The 19,053-nt window shown below is 62.7% G+C and carries 18 protein-coding genes; 17 read left to right on the top strand and 1 reads right to left on the bottom strand.

Annotation, left to right across the window (positions count from 1 at the left end; all coding sequences use genetic code 11):
* The first annotated feature begins 31 nt into the window (after window positions 1–31).
* Together WBK23_RS19125 and WBK23_RS19120 are read left to right on the top strand one after the other, a co-directional pair.
* Window positions 32–355 (top strand): DUF1145 domain-containing protein, encoded by a 324-nt coding sequence (locus WBK23_RS19125; protein ID WP_424485516.1) that lies wholly within the window; start codon window positions 32–34, stop codon window positions 353–355.
* Window positions 348–1,109, top strand: coding sequence for a collagen-like protein (locus tag WBK23_RS19120; protein WP_424485515.1), 762 nt, complete (start codon window positions 348–350; stop codon window positions 1,107–1,109). Before WBK23_RS19125 ends, WBK23_RS19120 begins: the two co-directional genes overlap by 8 nt.
* Before the next feature lie 50 nt (window positions 1,110–1,159).
* On the opposite strand, the gene WBK23_RS19115 is transcribed toward WBK23_RS19120, so the two are convergent.
* Window positions 1,160–1,624, bottom strand: a complete 465-nt coding sequence (locus WBK23_RS19115; RefSeq protein WP_424485514.1) for a CopD family protein — start codon at window positions 1,622–1,624, stop codon at window positions 1,160–1,162.
* A gap of 161 nt (window positions 1,625–1,785) precedes the next feature.
* Between WBK23_RS19115 and dinG the strand changes: the two genes are divergently transcribed.
* The 15 genes from dinG to WBK23_RS19040 all read left to right on the top strand — a co-directional run bounded on the left by dinG (window position 1,786) and on the right by WBK23_RS19040 (window position 19,044).
* Entirely contained in the window at window positions 1,786–3,930 is a 2,145-nt protein-coding gene (gene dinG / locus WBK23_RS19110) for an ATP-dependent DNA helicase DinG (RefSeq protein ID WP_424485513.1), read from the top strand.
* A 212-nt stretch (window positions 3,931–4,142) separates the two neighbouring features.
* Complete coding sequence (locus WBK23_RS19105) at window positions 4,143–6,320, top strand: beta-agarase (protein ID WP_424485568.1); 2,178 nt, start codon at window positions 4,143–4,145, stop codon at window positions 6,318–6,320.
* A gap of 107 nt (window positions 6,321–6,427) precedes the next feature.
* Window positions 6,428–7,573, top strand: a complete 1,146-nt coding sequence (locus WBK23_RS19100) for a serine hydrolase domain-containing protein (protein WP_424485512.1) — start codon at window positions 6,428–6,430, stop codon at window positions 7,571–7,573.
* Between the two features lie 94 nt (window positions 7,574–7,667).
* Window positions 7,668–8,432 (top strand): OmpA family protein, encoded by a 765-nt coding sequence (locus WBK23_RS19095; RefSeq protein WP_424485511.1) that lies wholly within the window; start codon window positions 7,668–7,670, stop codon window positions 8,430–8,432.
* 89 nt (window positions 8,433–8,521) lie between these two features.
* Window positions 8,522–9,169 carry a pyridoxamine 5'-phosphate oxidase gene (gene pdxH, locus WBK23_RS19090; protein ID WP_424485510.1) on the top strand — a complete coding sequence of 216 codons (648 nt, stop codon included), beginning with the start codon at window positions 8,522–8,524 and terminating at the stop codon, window positions 9,167–9,169.
* A 132-nt stretch (window positions 9,170–9,301) separates the two neighbouring features.
* Window positions 9,302–9,763: a glycine zipper 2TM domain-containing protein gene (locus WBK23_RS19085; protein WP_424485509.1), complete on the top strand. Its 462-nt coding sequence runs from the start codon at window positions 9,302–9,304 to the stop codon at window positions 9,761–9,763.
* Window positions 9,764–10,084: 321 nt separating this feature from the next.
* Window positions 10,085–12,877: a monovalent cation/H+ antiporter subunit A gene (locus WBK23_RS19080; RefSeq protein ID WP_424485508.1), complete on the top strand. Its 2,793-nt coding sequence runs from the start codon at window positions 10,085–10,087 to the stop codon at window positions 12,875–12,877.
* Window position 12,878: 1 nt separating this feature from the next.
* Window positions 12,879–13,208: a Na+/H+ antiporter subunit C gene (locus tag WBK23_RS19075; protein ID WP_424485507.1), complete on the top strand. Its 330-nt coding sequence runs from the start codon at window positions 12,879–12,881 to the stop codon at window positions 13,206–13,208.
* Complete coding sequence (locus WBK23_RS19070; protein ID WP_424485506.1) at window positions 13,205–14,710, top strand: monovalent cation/H+ antiporter subunit D; 1,506 nt, start codon at window positions 13,205–13,207, stop codon at window positions 14,708–14,710. The genes WBK23_RS19075 and WBK23_RS19070 overlap by 4 nt, the downstream gene beginning before the upstream one ends.
* A complete protein-coding gene (locus tag WBK23_RS19065; RefSeq protein WP_424485505.1) occupies window positions 14,707–15,210 on the top strand; it encodes a Na+/H+ antiporter subunit E in 504 nt (167 codons plus the stop codon). Before WBK23_RS19070 ends, WBK23_RS19065 begins: the two co-directional genes overlap by 4 nt.
* Window positions 15,195–15,464: a K+/H+ antiporter subunit F gene (locus WBK23_RS19060; protein ID WP_424485504.1), complete on the top strand. Its 270-nt coding sequence runs from the start codon at window positions 15,195–15,197 to the stop codon at window positions 15,462–15,464. Before WBK23_RS19065 ends, WBK23_RS19060 begins: the two co-directional genes overlap by 16 nt.
* A gap of 10 nt (window positions 15,465–15,474) precedes the next feature.
* The gene (locus tag WBK23_RS19055; RefSeq protein ID WP_424485503.1) at window positions 15,475–15,807 is read left to right on the top strand and encodes a Na+/H+ antiporter subunit G; all 333 of its coding nucleotides are present in this window, start codon (window positions 15,475–15,477) and stop codon (window positions 15,805–15,807) included.
* A gap of 284 nt (window positions 15,808–16,091) precedes the next feature.
* Entirely contained in the window at window positions 16,092–16,997 is a 906-nt protein-coding gene (locus WBK23_RS19050; protein WP_424485502.1) for a DMT family transporter, read from the top strand.
* A gap of 10 nt (window positions 16,998–17,007) precedes the next feature.
* On the top strand, window positions 17,008–18,102 hold the full coding sequence (locus WBK23_RS19045; protein WP_424485501.1) for a PLP-dependent cysteine synthase family protein: 1,095 nt from the start codon (window positions 17,008–17,010) through the stop codon (window positions 18,100–18,102).
* 81 nt (window positions 18,103–18,183) lie between these two features.
* Window positions 18,184–19,044, top strand: coding sequence for an OmpA family protein (locus WBK23_RS19040; RefSeq protein ID WP_424485500.1), 861 nt, complete (start codon window positions 18,184–18,186; stop codon window positions 19,042–19,044).
* Window positions 19,045–19,053: the final 9 nt, after the last annotated feature.

The raw sequence follows: 19,053 nt of genomic DNA, 5'->3' as shown, positions 1-19,053 counted from the left end.
TGCTACAAAATAAAATCTGCTGGGGACAGGTATGAAGACATTTCTGAATGTAGGTAAAGTCCTGACGGCCCTGTTCTGGGGCGTAGTACTGGCCAATCTGCTGCAACCCTTCGCTCAACCCTTTGCGCTCTTGCTGTACGTCGCCGGTGCTTCGATTCTGCTGATCCACGGCCTGGAGCTGTGGGTGTTTGGCTCGCGCATTGGTGCTTGCGCAAAACCTGTTCAGGAACGTTTGCAGGTTATGTGCTTCGGTATTTTCCATCTGCTCGGCTTGCCCGCTGAGTTGGTGCATCCGCAACCGCAAGTTGCTGAGTTACCTCAGGACGAGCTGCAGTTGGAGGCCGAGAATGCGTAGTCTGCTGGCACTCGCCGCGCTCTTCAGTCCTCTGGTTTTGGCCGAGGCCATCATTCATGTTGAATCCCATTCCTTTATACGGTTACCCGCCAATACCAGCGTATTGCTGCTGGATCGGCTAGAGATTGCCGATCACGGCACCTTGTTGATTCCAGCCGGTTTGACCGAAATCCGTGTGGCCGAGTTGCGACTGGGGCGTGAGGCGCGTCTCGCGATTGCGCCGGGTGATCAGGCGTTCCGTCTTGAAGTTGCCGGGGGTGAAATTGCCCGTGGCGCGCAGATCAGTGCGCGAGGTTCCCAGGGGAGTGCCGAGCAGCCAGCCTTACCGGGCCGCACCCTGAGCGTAAGGCTGCAGGCGGTGGTGGCGGAAAACCTGCTGCTGGATGCGCGTGGCGGTAAGGGTGCGCCTGGTTACGCAGGCCTGTCGGGTGCCGATGGCGAAGCCGCTGGTTGTGCATGGGGTAAGGCCGGCCGTGGGCATGACGGGCTGGATGGCGGAGATGGCCAACCGGGTACGGCCGGGGCGCGGGTGCGCCTGGAGGTGCCAGCGGACTTTCCGGTACAGCAGTTGCAGGTGCGGCTGGACGGCGGTGCAGGCGGCCAACCAGGCGCGGGCGGCAGCGGTGGTCAGGGCGGTTTGAGCAAGGGCTGCTGGCTCTATAGCACCGCCGGCGCGCGCGATGGCAAGCCAGGGCAGGCAGGTCGTGCAGGCGAAGCGGGGCAGGCGGGCGAACTCAATCTGGTGCAGTTCTAGATGACGACTGGCGCGGTACTTGGTGTTTCAAGCATCGCGCCAGTATGAAATCAGAGTGCCGGTCGAGTGCCGGCAATCACCACCACTAGCAGACCCAGCAGCAGGTTGATCCCCACCAATCGGCGAATGCGTCCCAGCACGGCACCACCGCTCGGCCAGTCTTCTGCCATCACGGCGCGACGCAGCTCCGGCAATTGCAGCGCCTGAATGCGCAGAAACAGCGCCAGCATGGCGATATACAGCCCCATCATGATGTGCACGTAGCGCGGCGCGCTGTCGAACCCGGCGAAGCGCAGATGCAGCATGCCCACCCCGGTAATCGGCAGCACGATGACCGCCGCCCACACCCAGAAGAAGAACCGCGGAAAGACTTCCAGCCATAGCTTCAGGCGTGCCGGGGCTTCCAGTGCGCTGACCGCCGCCGGGCGCAGCACCATCCAGGCGAAGAACATGCCACCGACCCAGACGAGTGCGGCGAGCAGATGCAGGCTGTAGGTCAACGCGTAAGGGGTCATGCAGGTACTCCAGGGTAGTAAGGGGTAGATCGCGGATCTGCTGTGCGGTGCCAAGACTCGCATCGAGTTCTAAGCGGTTCTGCGCCGGATCATTTAGCGCGCTATGATAGCGGCCGTTTGCAAACACTGAAAATTTATCCAGTTTCTTCGCGCCAGATCCCATGCTCAGTACCGAACTCAAGTCCCAGATCCAGGGCGCTTATACCCGCTTTCTCGAAGCCAAGTCGCTCAAGCCGCGCTATGGCCAGCGCTTGATGATTGCCGAAATCGCCAAGGTGCTCGGTGCCATCAAGACTGACGAGGAAGGTCGGCGCGATGGTGACCCGGCCGTGGTGGCGGTCGAGGCGGGTACCGGTACCGGTAAAACGGTGGCCTACAGCCTCGCGGCGATTCCCACCGCCAAGGCTGCGGGCAAGCGTCTGGTAATCGCCACCGCCACCGTGGCTTTGCAGGAGCAGATCGTGCATAAGGATCTGCCGGACTTGATGCGCAACAGCGGGCTGAACTTCAGCTTCGCCCTGGCCAAGGGTCGCGGGCGCTACCTGTGTTTGTCCAAACTCGATCTGTTGCTGCAGGAAGGCCATGCGCAGAGCGCCACCGCGCAGCTGTTCGAGGAAGAAGGCTTCAAGATTGATGTAGATGAGCAGAGCCAGAAGCTGTTTACCGTGATGATCGAGAAGCTGGCCGGCAATAAGTGGGATGGCGACCGCGACAGCTGGCCCGAGGAGCTCGAAGACACGCGCTGGTCGCAACTGACCACCGACCACAGTCAGTGCACCAGTCGGCATTGCCCCAACTTCCAGCAGTGCGCCTTCTACAAGGCCCGCGAAGGCATGGGCAAGGTCGATGTGATCGTCACCAACCACGATATGGTGCTGGCCGACTTGGCCCTGGGCGGCGGCGCGGTACTGCCTGACCCATGCGACACCCTCTATGTATTCGATGAAGGTCATCATTTGCCTGACAAGGCCATCGGCCACTTTGCCCATTTCACCCGTTTGCGTTCGACCGCCGACTGGTTGGAGCAAACCGCCAAGAACCTCACCAAACTGCTGGCCCAGCATCCGCTGCCCGGCGATCTGGGCCGTCTGATCGAGCAGGTGCCGGAGCTGGCCCGCGAGATCAAGACCCAGCAGCAGTTCATGTTCGCCGCTTGCGAGCAGGTTGCCGAGTTCAAGCCCGGTGAGGATATGGAAGGCCGTGAGCGGCCGCGCCATCGTTTTGTCGGCGGTCTGGTGCCGGAGCACTTGATTGAGTTGGGTATTGAGCTGAAGAAAGGTTTCTCCAAACTGACCGAGCTGTTTACCGGGGTCACCGAGCAGCTCAAGGAGGCCATGGATGGCGAGGCCACTGTCGGCATCGCCAGTCATCAGGCGGAAGAGTGGTACCCGCTGTTCGGCAGCCTGCTGGCACGCGCGCAGGGCAGCTGGGAGTTGTGGCTGGCCTTTACCGCTGAAGACCCGCAGGAAAGCCCGCCGATGGCGCGTTGGCTGACCCTGGCCGACAGCGGTGCGCTGTTTGATATCGAGGTCAATGCCAGCCCGATTCTCGCCGCCGAAACCCTGCGCCGCAATCTGTGGAATGTTGCCTATGGCGCGCTGGTGACCTCCGCGACCTTGACGGCGCTGGGCAGCTTCGACCGCTACCGCATGCGCGCAGGCTTGCCGAAAGCGGCGGTGACCACTGTGGTGCCAAGTCCCTTCCACCACGGCGATGCCGGCGTGTTGCGTGTGCCCAATCTCAACGCCGACCCGCGTGATGCGGTGGCGCATACGGCGGCGATCATTCGCGATCTGCCAGGTCTGGTTGAAGGTTCGCGCGGCACTCTGGTGCTGTTCTCGTCGCGCAAGCAGATGCAGGACGTGTTCGAGGGGCTGGAGCGTGACTGGCGCAAGCGGGTGTTTATCCAAGGCAACCTGTCCAAGCAGGAAACCCTCAACAAGCACAAGGCGCGGGTCGATAGCGGCGAAGAGAGCGTGCTGTTCGGTCTGGCCAGCTTTGCCGAGGGCGTCGACCTGCCGGGAGCCTATTGCGAACACGTGGTGATCGCCAAGATTCCCTTCGCGGTGCCGGATGACCCGGTCGAGGCGGCCCTGGCCGAGTGGATCGAGGCGCGCGGTGGTAATCCATTTATGGAAATCGCCGTGCCGGATGCCTCGCTGAAGTTGGTGCAGGCCTGCGGTCGCTTGCTGCGTACCGAAGAAGATCGCGGCATCATCACGCTGCTGGATCGCCGCGTGGTGACCCAGCGTTACGGCAAGGCGATTCTCAATGCACTGCCGCCGTTTCGTCGTGAAATCAGCTAAATGCTCGCATTGCACGATTGTTTTCACGCAGCAGCCCGGCAGGCTGGATAACATCGAACAAGCATGCGCAGAATGGCTGCGGCACGCGCTGCCGAGGCCGCGCAGGCCGGTCATTTCTACTCCGGGCGAGCTGCCTGTGAGTACCGAATCAACGTGGTAATGGGGGAGAGTGGTTCGTGAAGGTTAACGTCAGGCTGCAAGCGCAGGCTCTATTGGTAGCGCTGCTGGGGAATTGTGCGACGGTCCTCGCTGAGGACAAGCAGGAGTTGTTCAACTTCGTGCGCCCCATGGATGCCGTGCAAGTGGCGACCAAGGATGCCAATTTCCCGAGCCTGATTGCCGAGCCCACCCCGCAAGGTGAAGTGCTGCGGCGGGTGACCTTCAATCCTGCCGAGCAGCCCAGCCTGCGCCTGACCCCGCAAAGCGGAAGTTGGGACTGGTCCAAGCAGGGGCTGCTCAGCTTGCGTCTGCAAAGCGCGATGGATTGGGCACTGACCCTGGATGTACAGATTGAAAGCGCCGACGGCCAGCGCCTGAACAGCCGTATCGCGCTGCCAGCCGGGCCGGCGCAAACCCTGCTGATTCCGCTACAGGCCCGTTCGCCGCGCGACCAGGGCATGCGGGCTGGCGTGCCGATGCCGTGGACGCACAATGGCCAGCGCATCCTGCTGGCTGAAACTGTGACGGGCGCCCTGGATCTGAGCCGGGTGACCGCCGTGACCCTGTCGCTGCCGCAGCCTAAGGCGGCGCAGAGCATTCTGATCAGCCAGTTTGGCGTGCGCAGCGACACCACCACGGATGCGGCTTACCAGGGTGTCGTCGATGCCTACGGCCAGTTCACCCGCACAGATTGGCCCGGCAAGGTGAAAACGGCCGAGCAGTTGGTGCAGGCCGCCGCGCAGGAGCAGAAGCAGCTGCAAGGCTGGCTGGCCGAGCGTGGCCAGCAGGACAAGTTTGGCGGTTGGTTGGGCGCGCAGAGTTTCGACGCCAGTGGCTTCTTCCGCACGGAAAAACGCGACGGTCGCTGGTTCCTGGTCACCCCCGAGGGCAACCCGTTCTATTCGCTGGGCGTCAACGCGGTGACCGCAGGGCAGAGCGCGACCTACGTCGAGGGCCGCGAGTCGATGTTCACCGGCCTGCCCAAGGACGGTGAGGCGCTCGCCGCCTACTTCGGCAAGGCGGACAGCCGCAGCGACACCGGGGCTAACCAGGGGCGGGCCTTTGCCAGTGGCCGCTGGTTCGATTTCTACGCTGCCAACCTTGAGCGCAGCTACGGCAAGGCCGACCCGGCGCGCTGGCGCAACCACAGCCAGGACCGTCTGCAAGCCTGGGGCTTCAATACCCTGGGTAACTGGAGCAGCCAGGCGTTCGGCAAGGATGCGCGCATGCCGTTCAGCATTCCGCTGTCGATTCGCGGCGACTACGCCACCATCAGCACCGGCGTCGACTGGTGGGGCGCGATGCCTGATCCTTTCGATCCACGCTTTGCCATGGCCACCGAACGTGCGGTGGCGATTGCCTCGCGCGATCACCATGACAACCCCTGGCTGCTGGGTTATTTCGCCGATAACGAGCTGGCTTGGGCGGGCCCGGCCGATGACCCGAATGGGCGCTACGCGCTGGCCTACGCCACCTTGAGCCTGACCACTGACGTGCCGGCCAAGCGGGCGTTCCTCAAGCAACTGCGCGACAAGTACCGCAACCACAATGGCCTGTCCAAGGCCTGGGGTATTCAGCTGCAAGCCTGGGAACTGATGGAAGACCCTGGCTTCAAGGCACCGCTGCCGAGCGCCGAGTTCCCGGCGATCGAGCAGGACATGCAGCGTTTTCTGCGCCTGTATGCCGACACCTATTTCAAGACCATCGCCGATTCGCTGGCATGGCACGCGCCCAACCACCTGCTGCTGGGCGGCCGTTTTGCCAGCAGTATCCCGGAGGCGGTGAGCGCCTGCGCCGAGTTCTGCGATGTGCTGAGTTTCAATTTCTACACCCGCGAGCCGCAGCACGGTTATGACTTCGCCGCGCTGCGCCAGCTGGATAAACCGCTGATGGTCACCGAATTCCACTTCGGTTCGCGTGATCGCGGGCCATTCTGGGGCGGCGTCGCCGAGGTTTATAAGGAAGAAGAGCGTGGCCCGGCCTACGCACACTTCCTCAGCAAAGCCTTGGAAGAACCGCAGATTGTCGGCGTGCACTGGTTCCAATACCTCGATCAGCCGGTAACCGGGCGCTTACTCGATGGCGAGAACGGCCACCTGGGCCTGGTGGCCATCACCGACCGCCCTTGGGATGGCTTCGTCAAGGCCGTGCGCAAGGCCAACCTGGAGGTGCCTAAAGTGCTGCTCAAACCACAGGCAGCGGCTGCTGTGACTGCGCCGGCCAAGCCGTGATGGAACATTCGCCGGGTTGATAGTGCGGTTGCCAACCTTGTGCCGGGTTCACTGCGGGCGGCAGAGCTGAAACAATCCGTGCAGCCATTGAACAGAGGAGCGCTGCGGTGCAGATACAGGGTTATTTCGATCTTAAATTCGAAGCGCTGAAGGACGGCTTCGCCGCCTTGTTTGATGATCCACAGGAGCGCGGCATGGCGCTCTGTGTGGAGGTCGGCGGCGAGACCGTGGTCGACCTGTGGGCTGGCGTGGCGGACAAAGACGGCCAGCAGGCCTGGCACAGCGATACCATCCTCAATCTGTTTTCCTGCACCAAGACCTTTACCGCGGTGACTGCCTTGCAGCTGGTGGGCGAGGGCAAGCTCGAACTCGACGCCCCGGTCGCGCGTTATTGGCCGGAGTTCGCCGCCGCCGGCAAAGAGAAAATCACCCTGCGCCATCTGCTCAGCCATCAGGCCGGGCTGCCTGCCTTGCGCCAGATGCTGCCGGCCGAAGCGCTGTATGACTGGCAGGCGATGACCACTGCGTTGGCCGCCGAAGCGCCCTGGTGGGAGTTGGGCAGCGGTCATGGTTATGCGCCAATCACCTACGGCTGGCTGGTGGGTGAAGTGTTGCGCCGCGTCGAAGGGCGTGGACCGGGTGAGTCGATTGTGGCGCGTACTGCCGCGCCGCTGGGCCTGGATTTTCATGTAGGCCTGGCCTATCAAGAGTTCGAGCGCGTGTCGATCATCTCCCGCGGCAAGGGCAATTTTGGTGATGCCGCCGCGCAGCGCCTGCTCAAGACCATGATGAGTGAGCCGGCGGCCATGAGCACGCGGGCCTTTACCAACCCACCGTCGATCATGACCAGCACCAACAAGCCCGAATGGCGGCGCATGCAGCAGCCGGCGGCGAATGGCCACGGCAATGCGCGCAGCCTGGCGGGTTTCTACAGCGGCCTGCTGGATGGCCGTCTGCTGGAAAGCGAGCTGCTGGCCGAGCTGACCCGTGAATACGCGGTGGGCGAAGACAAGACTCTGCTGACCCGCACCCGTTTCGGCCTAGGCTGCATGCTCGACCAGCCGGATGTGGCCAACGCCACCTACGGCATGGGGCCGCGGGCCTTCGGTCACCCTGGGGCCGGCGGTTCCATTGGCTTTGCCGATCCGGAGCGGGATGTGGCATTTGGCTTCGTCACCAACAATTTAGGGCCGTTCGTCTTAATGGACCCCCGCGCGCAGAAACTTGCGCGTCTATTGGCTGATTGTTTGTAGTCAGCTCGGCTAAACTGCTGCGCAACGTGACCTGGCCGGCCGTGAATGCGGGCCAGCGTCCGCTTCTTTTTGCTCATCAGAATGTGGATAGCCGATGCTCGCTAACAAAACCCTCGCCATCGCCCTGTGTGTACTGATCAGCGGTTGCAGTGCCTTCGAAAAAGCCGAAAAGCCCGCACCAAAAGCAGTGGCCATGCCGCCAGTCGCAGTCACCCAGGCCTGGTTGGATGTGTACGAGCCGAAGGTGCGTGAAGCCATCAAGGGCACCCATTTCGAATTTGAGCGTCGCGAGAACCTGTTGGTGGTCACTGCGCCGGTGCAGGGTTCGTTCAACCCCGATCGTCCGCACATGATGCTGCCGACCACCCTTGGCCCGTTGAGCCGCATGGCCAAGCTGCTGGAAAGCGATGAAAGCATCGGTGTGCTGATCCTTGGTCACGCAGACAGCACCGGTGCTGCTGCCGCCAACCGTGAGCTGAGCCACCAGCGCGCCCGCGCCTTTACCTCGATCTTCCGTCTCAGCGGCCTCAAGCAGAGCCGCCTGATGGTCAAAGGGTTGGGTTCGGACATGCCGCGTGCGGCCAACGACAGCCAGCAAGGCCGTGCATTGAACCGTCGGGTGGAAATCCTCCTGACCTCGAAAGACACCCTCAATGCCCTGATCGCCAAGTACAGCCAGCCCGCCGCTGCGCCTGCCACGGCTGTGGCTGTCGCCAAGGCCGCACCGGTTGCCGAGAAAACCAGCAAGGCTGCGGCTAAGACCACGGCTAAAACCAGCACCAAGGCCACCGCTAAAGCGACCACTAAAGCCACCGCCAAAACCGTGGCCAAGGCCGACAAACCGGCCACCAGTCAGTAACCCGCTAGTCGAGCGGTGGTTGCGGCAGATCAAGCCAAATAGAGCGCTCGCAGTTAAGCTAGGCAATATCTGTTCTAGAGGATTTGCCGATGACTCAAACCCTGGCTGACATGCGCCGCGATTACACCCGTGACGGGTTAAGCGAGGCGCAAGCCCCGCTTGAGCCCTTCAGCCTGTTCGAGCAGTGGTTTGCCGATGCGGTGAAGACCGAGCAGTTGCCGGTCGAACCCAATGCCATGACCCTGGCGACCGTCGACGCCGAGGGTCGCCCGCACTGCCGGGTGCTGTTGCTCAAGGGCCTGGATGAGCGCGGTTTTACCTTCTTCAGTAACTACGACAGTGCCAAGGGCCAGCAACTGGCGGCCAAGCCCCATGCGGCGATGACCTTCTTCTGGCCCAGCCTGGAGCGTCAGGTGCGCATCGAAGGGCGAGTCGAGCGAGTGACGGCCGCCGAATGCGATGCCTATTTCCAGGTGCGCCCGCTGGGCAGCCGTTTGGGGGCCTGGGCTTCACCGCAAAGCCGGGTGATTGCCGACCGCGCCGAGCTGGAAGGCCTGCTGGCGCAAACCGAACAACGCTTCCTCGATCGCACGCCGCATTGCCCGCCACATTGGGGCGGCTACCGCCTGCTGCCTGAGCGCATCGAATTCTGGCAGGGGCGGGCCAGCCGCCTGCATGACCGCCTGAATTACCGCCTACAGGCCGGCAACTGGTTGCGCGAGCGCCTGGCACCCTGAGTCACCGAATGGCAGTGCGTACGCTAGACACGCTGGCTGCGTGGCTCGAGTAAAACTTTGCCGTATATCGGCGGGTGACAGTTGCGCCGTACACGCGGTCTAATGTCCACCTGTCAAATTGGAGAATGCATCATGACTAAACCCTTTCTGTTGGCTGCTTCGCTGGCCTCGCTGGTTCTGCTCGGCGGTTGCGCCTCCAGTTTGACCGGTGACACCTACTCGCGTGATGAAGCACGTACCGTGCAGACCGTGCGCATGGGCATCATCGAATCGCTGCGTCCGGTGAAGATCGAAGGCACCAAGACGCCGATTGGCGCCGGTGCCGGTGCGGTTGTCGGTGGTGTAGCAGGGAGCACGGTTGGCGGTGGTCGCGGTTCGGTAGTCGCGGCGGTGATTGGCGCGGTAGCCGGTGGCTTGCTGGGCGCGATGACCGAGGAAGGCCTGACCCGTACCCAAGGCGTGGAAATTACCGTGCGCGAAGATGACGGCAGCATGCGCGCCTATGTGCAGGAAGTTGAAGAGAACCAGATTTTCCGCCTGGGTGATCGCGTGCGCATCTTGAGCGTCAACGGCACCAGCCGCGTTACCCACTAAGGGTTAATGGAGCCGGATCAGTGTTCGCTGGTCCGGCTTTTTATTGCCTGTTTTTCAGCACTGGGCGGGTTTCGCTAGCCGAGCAAACCGGCTTGAGAGTGTTTAGTAATATTTCTATCCATGACGAGTTGGCGATAGATATGGATAATCGTTGGTCTGTAATGTGCCGACCAGGGCTAAGCGGGCCTGTCGCTTGTCTGGCACAGTGGGTTTTCCAGGGTTTGTGCTGCGGGCACAAACCTGTGACCGGGTGGCTAATGCCGCTCGGCCAGCCGTGTGCGCCAAGGGTGTGCGGCTGAGTTCGGATAAAAGGATGTGTGTATGACACTTGCGCTGATTATCGCCTTGCCGTTTCTCGGGGTCTTGCTGCCATTGCTGGCGCAGCGCTTCGGCCGTTCGGCCTGCACCCTGGCCACGGCGGTTGCGCCTTTGCTCGCGCTGGCGTTGTTGCTTGCGCAGCGCACCGAGGTGTTCGCCGGCGAGGTGCTGAAGCTCAAGTTGGCCTGGTTACCGGCGCTGGGGCTGAACCTCAGCCTGCGCCTGGATGGCCTGGGGTTCCTGTTCGCCTTGCTGATCCTCGGCATTGGCTTGCTGGTGATTCTCTACGCCCGTTACTACCTGTCCGACAAGGAGCCGATGGGGCGCTTCTTTGCCTTCCTGCTGCTGTTTATGGGGGCCATGCTGGGCGTGGTCCTCGCGGATAACCTGCTGCTGATGCTGATGTTCTGGGAGCTGACCAGCCTGGCGTCATTCCTGCTGATCGGCTTCTGGGGCGCTCGCTCGGATGCCCGCAAAGGTGCGCGCATGGCGTTGGCGGTGACCGGTGGTGGTGGCTTGGCCTTGTTTGCCGGGATTCTGCTGATCGGGCATATCGTTGGCAGCTTCGAGTTGTCCGTCGTGCTGGCATCTGGCGATCTGATTCGCGCCCACGCCTTGTACCCGCTGACCCTGATTCTGGTGCTGCTGGGAGTGTTTACCAAGTCGGCGCAGTTCCCGTTTCACTTCTGGTTGCCCCATGCCATGGCCGCCCCGACCCCGGTGTCCGCTTATCTGCACTCGGCGACCATGGTCAAGGCCGGGGTGTTTCTGCTGGCGCGGCTGTACCCGGCGCTCGCCGATTCCGACTGGTGGTTCTATTTGGTCAGCCTGACCGGCTTGCTGACGCTGCTGTTCGGGGCCGGGATGGCCTTGTTTCAGCACGACCTCAAGGGTTTGCTGGCCTATTCGACCATCAGCCACCTGGGCCTGATCACCTTGCTGTTCGGCCTGGACACGCGCCTGGCGGCGGTGGCGGCGGTGTTCCACATCATTAACCACGCCACCTTCAAGGCTTCGCTGTTTATGGCGGCGGGGATCATCGACCACGAAACCGGCAGCCGCGATATGCGCCGCATCAACGGCATGTGGAAGTACATGCCGCACACCGCGTTACTGGCGATGGTGGCGGCTTCGGCCATGGCCGGGGTGCCGTTGCTCAACGGCTTCCTGAGCAAGGAGATGTTCTTCGGCGAAACGCTCAACCAGGGGCTGCTCGGCAGCTTCAACTGGGTGATTCCCGCGCTCGCGACCCTGGCCGGGGTGTTCTCCGTGGCCTATTCGCTGCGCTTTATCCATGACGTGTTCTTTAACGGCGAGCCTATCGACCTGCCGAAGTTTCCGCCCCATGAGCCACCGCGCTATATGAAAGTGCCGGTGGAGATCCTGGTGTTTCTCTGTCTGCTGGTCGGCGTTGTCCCGGCGTATACCGTGGCCCCGTTGCTCGCGGTCAGCGCCTCGGCGGCCCTGGGCGGCGACCTGCCGAGCTACAGCCTGGCGATCTGGCATGGCTTCAACCTGCCACTGCTGATGAGCTTTATCGCCTCGGTCGGCGGGATTCTGGTGTACGTGTTCCGTCAGCCGCTGTTTCGCTGGTATGCCGGGCTGCCGAGCGTGGATGCCAAGCTGCTGTTCGAGCAGGGCGTGCAGAGACTGGTCAAGGTGTGTAGTGCACTGACCCACTGGCTGGAGAATGCTTCGCTGCAGCGTTACCTGGCGCTGCTGCTGGCGTCGGCATTGCTGGTGGTGACCCAGGGTCTGAGTGGGTTGCCGCAGATCGGCGGGCCGTTGGCCATGACCCCGATCGACGGCATCACCGCCCTGGGCCTCGGCATCATGGCCCTGGCGGCATTGGTGACGGTGGTCTTCCATCGCCAGCGTCTGGTGTCGCTGCTGATGCTCAGCGTGGTCGGGCTGATGGTAGCCCTGGCTTTCGCCCGTTATTCCGCGCCGGACCTGGCCCTGACCCAGCTGTCGGTGGAGGTGGTGACCATCATCCTGCTGATGCTTGCGCTGTTCTTTTTGCCGGCGCATACCCGTGTCGAGTCGAGCAGCCTGCGCGGCCTGCGCGACTTCAGCCTGGCGGTGGGCAGCGGGGTAATGGTGGCGCTGCTGGTGTTCGCCGTGTTGACGCGGCCGTATGACAGCATTTCCGCGTTCTTCCTGGAGAATAGCGTGCCGGGCGGTGGCGGCACCAACGTGGTCAACGTGATTCTGGTGGACTTCCGCGGCTTCGACACCCTGGGTGAGGTCAGCGTGCTGGCGATTGCCGCCGTGGGTATCTTCGCGCTGCTCGACGGCCTGCGCCTGTTCCAGCCGAAGGTCGATGCCCTGGGGCGCAGCTGGGCGCGTGACCGCCATCCACTGATCCTCGCCACCCTGTCGCGGGTGCTGTTGCCGATGGCGCTGCTGGTCTCGGTGTTTATCTTCCTGCGCGGGCACAACCTGCCGGGTGGTGGCTTTATCGCCGGCCTGGTGACGGCCGTGGCGTTGATCCTGCAATACGTCGCCAGCGGCGTGCAGTGGACGCAGTCGCGTCTGCCGCTGAATTACCAGGGCATGGCCGGTCTCGGCGTGTTGGTTGCCGGGCTGACCGGCCTGGGCAGCTGGCTGTTTGATCGGCCGTTCCTGACCTCGGCCTTCGGGCATTTCCATATCCCGCTGATCGGCGAAATCGAGTTGGCCACCGCCATGCTGTTCGACCTGGGCGTGTACCTGACAGTAGTCGGTGCAACCCTGCTGATTCTCGCCAACCTGGGCAAGCTGACCCAGGACAAAACCGGCCAGGAGGTGCTTTGAGATGGAAGCCATATTCGCCATAACACTCGGCATCCTCACCGCCAGCGGTGTGTACCTGCTGCTGCGCGCGCGGACCTTCCCGGTAGTGCTGGGACTGACGCTGATTTCCTATGCGGTCAACCTGTTCCTGTTTGCCATGGGCCGCCTGCAGAGTGGTGTGGTTACAGTGATCGGCCAGGGCAGCCAATACGCTGACCCGCTGCCGCAGGCGCTGGTGCTGACCGCCATCGTGATCGGTTTTGCCATGACCGCCTTCGTCGTGGTGCTGGCGTTGCGCAGTGTCGGCGAAACCCAGACCGACCATGTTGACGGCCAGGAGCCAGCGCAATGAATCACGGCTTGATCCTGCCAATCCTGCTGCCGATGTTTGCCGGCAGCCTGTTGCTGCTGGGCGCTGGCCTGAGCCTGCGGGTCAAACGCAGCCTGTCGCTGCTGACCACCTTGTTGCTGCTGCCGTTGAGCGGCTACCTGCTCTGGCTGGCCGATCAGGGCGTGCTGCAGGTGTATGCCGCTGGTAACTGGGCGGCCCCGTTCGGCATCATCCTGCTGCTCGATCGCCTGAGCGCCTTGCTGTTGGTGGTCACGGCGGTGCTCGGCAGTTTTGCCTTGCTGTATGCGGTGCGTGGCGACGATCAGCGCGGGCAGAGTTTTCATGCGTTGTTCCAGTTCCAGTTGATGGGCATCAACGGTGCTTTCCTCACTGGCGATTTGTTTAACCTGTTCGTGTTCTTCGAAATCCTGCTGATCGCCTCCTATGCGCTGCTGGTGCATGGCGGCGGGGTAGAGCGGGTGCGTGCGGGGCTGCATTACGTGGTGTTGAACCTGGTGGGTTCGGCGTTCTTCCTGCTCGCCGTGGGCGTGCTGTATGGCATCACCGGCACCCTGAACATGGCCGATATGGCCATTCGGGTAGCGGCCGCCGGGCCAGATGACGCGGCGCTGCTCGGCGCTGCCGGCTTGTTGCTGTTGGTGGTATTCGGCCTCAAGGCGGCGTTTCTGCCGCTGTATTTCTGGCTGCCCAAGGCCTATGCCTCGGCCACTGCACCGGTGGCCGCGCTGTTTGCGATCATGACCAAGGTCGGCCTGTATTCGATCATCCGCGTGTACACGCTGATCTTTGGTGACGAGGCCGGCAGCCTGGCCAATATGGCCAACGACTGGCTCTGGCCGATTGCCCTGCTGACCCTGGCGCTGGGCGTGATCGGCGCGCTGGCGGCGGTCAGCCTGCAAGGGTTGCTGGCGTATCTGGTGGTGGTATCGGTCGGTACCTTGCTCGCCGGTATTGCCATCGGCACCGAACAAGCCCTGGCCGCGGCCCTGTATTACCTGGTGCACAGCACCTGGGTGGCTGGCGGGCTGTTCCTGCTGGCCGATCTGATTGCCCGTCAGCGCGGCGACAAGCAGGCGCTGCTGGTGCAGGGCCCGGCGCTGCAGAACCCGCATCTGCTCGGCGGCCTGTTCTTCTTCGGCGCGATTGCCGTGGCCGGTCTGCCGCCGCTCTCCGGGTTTATCGGCAAGCTGCTGTTGCTGCGCTCGCTGGAGCCTGGCCTGCAGGCGCTAATGCTGTGGCCGATTGTGCTGGGCGGCGGTCTGCTGACCTTGATTGCCCTGAGCCGCGCCGGCAGCATGCTGTTCTGGCGCGTCGGCCTGAGCCAACTGGACAGCGCCGAGCTGGATTACGGCCGGCTGCTGGCCTGCGCCGGTTTGCTGCTGCTCAGCCTGCTGCTGATGGTCGGTGCCGCGCCGCTGCTGGGTTATGTCGAGGCCACGGCCAGCCAGTTGCATGACCTGGCGCTGTACCGGCAAATCATCGAATCGGAAGCTGCACGATGAAAGCACGTCGCTGGTTACCCCATCCGCTGCTGAGCCTATGCCTGCTATTGGTCTGGCTGCTGCTGGTAAATGACCTGAGCCTGGGTCACTGGTTGCTCGGTGCGCTGCTCGGCTGGGCCATCCCGCTGCTGACCCAGGTGTTCTGGATCAACCCGCCTCGGGTCTACAAACCGCTCAAGCTGTGCCTGTTTCTGCTGCGTATCCTCGGCGATATCGTCATGGCCAACCTGCAGGTGGCCAAGCTGATTCTCGGCTCGCCCGCCAAACTGCGCCCGGCCTTCGTGGAAATTCCCATGCTGCTGGAAGATGAACTGGCCCTGACCATGCTCACCAGCATCATCTCCCTGACCCCAGGCACGGTGTCCGCCGACCTTAGCGATGACCGCAAGCTGTTGCTGGTGCACGGCCTGGATGTACCGGATGCCGAAGCCTTGGTGGCAGAAATCAAACAGCGCTACGAAGCACCTTTGCTGGAGGTATTCACATGCTCGCCTACGTGATTCCGCTGTGCCTGCTGATCATCGGCCTGGCCCTGATGCTGACCATGGCGCGCCTGATCATCGGCCCGGATCTGCCCGACCGCATCCTGGCCCTGGATACCCTGTATATCAACGCGATTGCCATGCTGGTGTTGTTCGGCATCTGGCTGGGATCGGACCTGTATTTTGAAGCAGCCCTGCTGATTGCGGTGATGGGCTTTATCGGTACGGTGGCCGTGGCCAAGTATCTGCTGCGCGGCGATATCATCGAGTGAGGAGCATCTGATGGCTTTCTGGATCGAAGCGCTGGTGGCGCTGTTTCTACTGCTCGGCAGCTTGTTTGCCTTGGTCGGCGCGATTGGTTTGTACCGCCTGCCGGACTTTTTTATGCGCCTGCACGGCCCGACCAAGGCCAGCACCCTGGGTGTGGGCGGCATGGTGATTGCCTCGCTGATCTACTTCAGCTTTCGCGGCGAGGGCGTCAGCCTGCATGAGCTGCTGATCGCCCTGTTTCTGTTTATCACCGCACCGGTCAGCGCCCATATGCTGGCCAAAGCTGCGCTGCAGCAGAAGCTGCGGATCAGCGAGCAGACCAGTGGTAAGCCCTGGGAACAATGAGCCTGGCTCGGGTCGGCTGCGCGTCGGCGATACGGCGTTAGAACCGGCCTCGGCAAGCCGCTTGCGGCTAACGCGCTTTAGCGCGGCCCGAAGGGCGAGCAACGAGTACTGCTCATTTACAACACGTAAACTCCGCGTCCTCGGCCGCTTCTGCCTTGTCTCGCTCTAGCTCGCGAGACCCGAAATAGGCTCAGAAATCAGCCCACACAGTTCGCGGCGCTGACTGTATCTGTCAGCGCCGCCTATGCCTCTCTACACTGCAGCCTTTAGTCAGGGGCTTGGGTATGCGTGAGCAGGGAAGGGGCATCGCGGTGATCTGCCTGGTTATTGCCATGGCGCTGTGGGGCAGCTCGTTTATTGCGCTGAAGTTGGCCTTTGCCGAGTTGCCGCCTTTGTGGGTGATCTTCGGCCGTATGGCCCTGGGCAGCCTGGTGTTTCTGCTGGTCTGGCGCTGGCGCGGACAGATGCACTACCGCGCCGGTGACTGGAAGTACCTGCTGGGCCTGGCGGCCTGTGAACCCTGTCTGTATTTCCTCTTCGAAGCCTTGGCGCTGCAGCACACCAGCGCCGCACAGGCTGGCATGGTCACGGCCTTGCTGCCGCTGCTGGTGACGGTCGGCGCGTTCATCTTCCTGCGCGAGCGGATCAGTCGCATCACCCTGGCGGGGTTTCTGATCGCCCTGATCGGTGCTGTATGGCTAAGCCTGGCTGGCAGCGCCGATGAGCATGCCAGCAACCCGATTCTCGGCAACTTCTACGAGCTGCTCGCGATGCTCTGCGCCATGGGTTACACCCTGCTGCTCAAGCATCTGTCATCGCGTTATTCGGCTTTTCTGCTGACGGCCATGGTGGCCTTTGTCGGCACTCTCTTCTTTCTGCCCCTGGCGCTGTTCAGTGCGCCGTTGCCCACCCGCGTCAGCCCCATGGGTCTGGGCGCGGTGGCGTATCTGGGCATTCTGGTCACCGTGGGCGCGTACGGGCTGTACAACTTCGGCGTCAGCCGTTTACCGGCCAGCCAGGCGTCGGGCTTTACCAACCTGATCCCGGTGTTCACCTTGTTGTTCGCCATACTGCTATTGGGCGAAAGCCTGAATGGCATGCAGATATGGGCCGCCGCCTTGGTGTTCGCCGGCGTGTTGTTGAGTCAGTGGCGCGGTACCCGCGTGGTGCCCGCTGGTGTGCTGGATTAAGGAGCAAGGCATGAGCGATACACGAACCTGGGCGCGCGAGTCCATCCGCATTATCGAGGCGGATTTCCAGCGCAGCGCCGACACCCACCTGATTCCCCTGACGCTGCCTGGCCTGCCGGGCGTTGAGCTGTATTTCAAGGACGAATCCAGCCACCCCACCGGCAGCCTCAAGCACCGCCTGGCGCGCTCGCTGTTTCTCTATGCGCTGTGCAACGGTTGGCTCAAGCCCGGCGCGCCGGTGATCGAGGCCTCCAGCGGTTCCACGGCGATTTCCGAGGCTTATTTCGCCCGCCTGCTGGGGCTGCCGTTTATCGCGGTGATGCCGGCCAGTACCTCGAAGGAGAAGATCGCGCAGATCGCCTTCTACGGCGGCCAGAGCCATCTGGTGACGGATCCGACGCAGATCTACGCCGAGTCCGAGCGCCTGGCGCGCGAGACCGGCGGGCATTTTATGGATCAGTTCACCTACGCCGAACGCGCCACCGACTGGCGCGCCAACAACAATATCGCCGAGTCGATCTTCCAGCAGCTGCGCAGCGAACGTTTCCCCGAGCCGAGTTGGCTAGTCTCCAGTCCTGGCACCGGCGGCACATTGGCGACCCTGGGGCGCTATGTGCGCTATCGCCGCCACAGTACCCAGGTGCTGTGCGCCGATGCCGAGCGTTCGGTGTTCTTCGATTACTACCGTACGGGCGATGCCAGCCTGTGCCTGAACCATGGTTCGCGTATCGAAGGGGTCGGCCGGCCACGGGTCGAGGCGTCCTTTCTGCCGTCGGTGATCGATGCCATGTGCAAGGTGCCGGATGCGCTGTCCCTGGCGGCCATGCATTACCTGGCACAGCGTTTGGGGCGGAAAGTCGGTGGCTCCAGCGGGACCAATCTGGTCGGCGCGCTGCTGGTGGCGCAACGTATGGTTGCGGCGGGCGAATCCGGCTCGGTGGTGGCGATTCTCTGCGATGGCGGCGAGCGCTATGCCGACAGCTATTACGATCAAACCTGGCTTAGCGCCCAGGGCTTTGACCTGACTGGGTTAATCGCAGCTGTGGCCGATTGTGCAGAACGCGGCGTCGCCTTGCCGGGTGACTTGCCCACAGCAGGGCTGTAGACGGCTGCTCGGTAGTGGCTGGTCTAGAGTCACTGCTGTGGGTGGCGCACGCCGCGCCCCGAATGCAGCAGGAGAAATGCCATGGGAATTGTGCGCAGCTGCTTGCACATGCTGCTGTGGTCGGTTGTTGGGCTGGGCGGGCTGGCGCTGGCTGCCGATGATACGGCGGGGTCGAAGGACCATCCGCTGCTGTCCCGCTACCCGAACTCACATATCGTCGATTACGAGCAGAACTACAACGCCGCGCAGTTCGCCACCGGTACTCAGGAGGGCGTGCCGCTGCGCCAGACCGTGGAGGGCGATGCCACGCAGATTCGCTATTTCCACAACGCGGTAGACAACCAGCCGAGCCCGCTGCAGCTGCTGCGCAACTACCAGAACGCGATCAAGTCGATCGGCGGTGAAGTGGTTTACGAACGCCTGCCCCAGGACGGCGATGGCGGCGAAACCACCCTGAGGGTTACGACTGGCGGTAAGGAAGTGTGGGTGCGCCTGGAACCGGAAATTTTCAGCGCGCCGACCCAGAGCTACAAGTTGGTGATCGTCGAAGTGGCGGCCATGCAGCAGGTGGTCAGCGCCAATCAGTTGCTGGATGAACTTAACCGCAACGGCTTTATCGCCCTGTATATCAACTTCGACACCGGCAAAGCCGAGCTCAAGGCCGATGCTCAGGCCACGGTCGCGGAGATTGTCAGCATGCTGAAAGTCGCGCCGGATTTGCGTCTGGCCATCGAAGGTCATACCGATAGCCAGGGCCAGGCCGAGGCCAACAAGCTGTTATCCGAACAGCGCGCGCAGAGCGTGATGAATGCCCTGGTCGCCGCCGGTATCGAGGCGCAGCGGTTGAGCTCTGCAGGCTTCGGCCAGGAACGGCCGGTGGCGGACAACCGCAGCGAAGAAGGGCGGGCGAAGAATCGCCGGGTCGAACTGGTCAAGCAGTAACCCACACGC

Source organism: Pseudomonas sp., from assembly GCF_049653025.1.
Lineage (GTDB): Bacteria > Pseudomonadota > Gammaproteobacteria > Pseudomonadales > Pseudomonadaceae > Aquipseudomonas.
This window is presented reverse-complemented; position numbering and strand designations above follow the sequence as displayed.

Excerpts from the sequence above, each read along its gene's own strand:
- WBK23_RS19125 (WP_424485516.1), top strand. The coding sequence starts at position 32 with ATGAAGACATTTCTGAATGTAGGTAAAGTCCTGACGGCCCTGTTCTGG.
- WBK23_RS19120 (WP_424485515.1), top strand. The coding sequence starts at position 348 with ATGCGTAGTCTGCTGGCACTCGCCGCGCTCTTCAGTCCTCTGGTTTTG.
- WBK23_RS19115 (WP_424485514.1), bottom strand. The coding sequence starts at position 1,624 with ATGACCCCTTACGCGTTGACCTACAGCCTGCATCTGCTCGCCGCACTC.
- dinG (WP_424485513.1), top strand. The coding sequence starts at position 1,786 with ATGCTCAGTACCGAACTCAAGTCCCAGATCCAGGGCGCTTATACCCGC.
- WBK23_RS19095 (WP_424485511.1), top strand. The coding sequence starts at position 7,668 with ATGCTCGCTAACAAAACCCTCGCCATCGCCCTGTGTGTACTGATCAGC.
- pdxH (WP_424485510.1), top strand. The coding sequence starts at position 8,522 with ATGACTCAAACCCTGGCTGACATGCGCCGCGATTACACCCGTGACGGG.
- WBK23_RS19085 (WP_424485509.1), top strand. The coding sequence starts at position 9,302 with ATGACTAAACCCTTTCTGTTGGCTGCTTCGCTGGCCTCGCTGGTTCTG.
- WBK23_RS19080 (WP_424485508.1), top strand. The coding sequence starts at position 10,085 with ATGACACTTGCGCTGATTATCGCCTTGCCGTTTCTCGGGGTCTTGCTG.
- WBK23_RS19075 (WP_424485507.1), top strand. The coding sequence starts at position 12,879 with ATGGAAGCCATATTCGCCATAACACTCGGCATCCTCACCGCCAGCGGT.
- WBK23_RS19070 (WP_424485506.1), top strand. The coding sequence starts at position 13,205 with ATGAATCACGGCTTGATCCTGCCAATCCTGCTGCCGATGTTTGCCGGC.
- WBK23_RS19065 (WP_424485505.1), top strand. The coding sequence starts at position 14,707 with ATGAAAGCACGTCGCTGGTTACCCCATCCGCTGCTGAGCCTATGCCTG.
- WBK23_RS19060 (WP_424485504.1), top strand. The coding sequence starts at position 15,195 with ATGCTCGCCTACGTGATTCCGCTGTGCCTGCTGATCATCGGCCTGGCC.
- WBK23_RS19055 (WP_424485503.1), top strand. The coding sequence starts at position 15,475 with ATGGCTTTCTGGATCGAAGCGCTGGTGGCGCTGTTTCTACTGCTCGGC.
- WBK23_RS19050 (WP_424485502.1), top strand. The coding sequence starts at position 16,092 with ATGCGTGAGCAGGGAAGGGGCATCGCGGTGATCTGCCTGGTTATTGCC.
- WBK23_RS19045 (WP_424485501.1), top strand. The coding sequence starts at position 17,008 with ATGAGCGATACACGAACCTGGGCGCGCGAGTCCATCCGCATTATCGAG.
- WBK23_RS19040 (WP_424485500.1), top strand. The coding sequence starts at position 18,184 with ATGGGAATTGTGCGCAGCTGCTTGCACATGCTGCTGTGGTCGGTTGTT.